Annotated in this window: 2 protein-coding genes; one reads left to right on the forward strand and one right to left on the reverse strand. The window is 69.7% G+C overall.

Going from position 1 to position 1,704, the window contains the following annotated elements; genetic code table 11:
• Window positions 1–850, forward strand: an 850-nt coding sequence (locus ACE039_RS30925) for an MFS transporter (protein ID WP_485824251.1), incomplete at its 5' end; no start/stop codon positions are given.
• Between the two features lie 66 nt (window positions 851–916).
• Here the strand turns inward: ACE039_RS30925 and ribB are convergent.
• On the reverse strand, window positions 917–1,630 hold the full coding sequence (ribB, locus tag ACE039_RS30930) for a 3,4-dihydroxy-2-butanone-4-phosphate synthase (RefSeq protein ID WP_485824252.1): 714 nt from the start codon (window positions 1,628–1,630) through the stop codon (window positions 917–919).
• Window positions 1,631–1,704: the final 74 nt, after the last annotated feature.

Below are 1,704 nucleotides of genomic sequence, written 5' to 3' on the forward strand. Positions count from 1 at the left end.
GACCGCGCTGCTGGCGGGCCGCGCGCTGATGGGATGCGCGGAAAGCCTGATCGCCACCGGCGCGCTGAGCTGGGGCGTGGGTCGCGTGGGACCGCAGAACGCCGGCCGCGTGATGGCCTGGGTGGGGGTCGCGATCTACGCCGCCTATGCGCTGGGCGCGCCGGCCGGGATGCGGTTGTATGACGCCGCGGGTTTCGCGGGCATCGCGTGGGCGACGGTTCTGATTCCGCTGGCAGCCGTGGCGGTCGTGCTGCCGCAGGCCGGCGTGGCGGCGGTGGGCGGCGTGCGCACGCCCTTTTACCGCGTGCTGGGGCTGGTGTTGCTACCCGGCATGGGCCTGGCGCTGACCAGCGTGGGTTTTGGCGTGATCACCGCGTTCGTCAGTCTGTTCTTCGCGGAGCGCGGCTGGGAAGGCGCCGCGTGGATGTTCAGCGCGTTCGGGGTGGGCTTCATCCTGGCCCGGGTATTTTTTGCGGGCCTGCCGGACAAGTTGGGCGGCGCGCGCGTGGCGCTGGTGTGCGTGGTGGTCGAGGCCGCGGGCCAGTGGCTGATCTGGTCGGGCGCGACGCCAATGTGGGCGTATGGCGGGGCTTTGCTGACCGGCGCGGGCTATTCGCTGGCGTTTCCGGCGTTTGGCGTCGAGGCCGTGCGGCGCGTGCCGGCGGCAAGCCGGGGCGCGGCCATGGGGGCGTATGTGGCGTTCCTTGACGTGGCGCTGGGGATCAGCGGCCCGGTGGCGGGTTGGCTGGCGGCCGCTCAGGGGTATGGCGCGGTGTATCTGATGGGGGGCGTATGCGCGCTGGCCGCGGTGCTGGTGGCCGTGGCATTGAGGCGTCCGGCGCGGCCGTGACGCGATGCCGTTGTCGTTGCCGATCGGGGCCGGGCGTCGCCTCGGCCCCGATGGCTTGCGCGGGACTTAGACGGTTGCGGCCATTTCCAGGACTTCGTCGTCCACGGCTTCGGCCTGGCCATCCTTGAGCTTTTGCAGATGGTCGGCCAGTTCGGCGATGGTCAGCGCCACCAGGCCGTGCTGGGCGGCGTAGCGTTCAAGCGACGCGCCGCGCATCATGGTGCCGTCGGCGTTCATCAGCTCGCACAGCACGCCGGCGGGGCGCAGGCCTGCCAGGACGGCCAGGTCGACGGAGCCTTCGGTGTGGCCGCGGCGGGCCAGCACGCCGCCGGGCTGGGCGCGCAGCGGGAACACGTGGCCGGGGCTGACGATGTCTTCGCTTTGGGCCGAGGGCGAAATGGCGGCGCGGATCGTGGTGACCCGGTCGACGGCCGAGACGCCGGTGCTGACGCCTTCGCGCGCTTCGATGGAGACGGTGAAGGCGGTGGCGAAGCGGCTCTGGTTGCGCTGGACCATGGGGGGCAGTTCCAGGCGGTCGAGCGTTTCGCCGGGCAGGCAAAGGCAGACGATGCCGCTGCCGTCACGGATCAGCTGGGCCATGACGGGTACGGTCAGTTTGTCGGCGGCGACGATCAGGTCGGCTTCGTTTTCGCGATCGAAGTCGTCCATGAGGATGACGGGACGGCCCAGGCGCAGATGATGCAGGGCGCGCTGCAAACGCGCGGCGAAGGGTTGTGAAGCCAGGCTGGGAAGGGATTGCTGGGTATTGAGGGTGGACATTGAAACGCTCTCGCAAATTAAAGTGGGCGAAAAACGTTTCAGGGCTAATCGACAGCCGAACGCAATACGGTCAT

Source organism: Achromobacter maghribensis, from assembly GCF_057334215.1.

What these genes read in the sequence shown, in the direction of transcription:
- ribB (WP_485824252.1), bottom strand. Translation starts at nt 1,630, where the DNA reads ATGTCCACCCTCAATACCCAGCAATCCCTTCCCAGCCTGGCTTCACAA.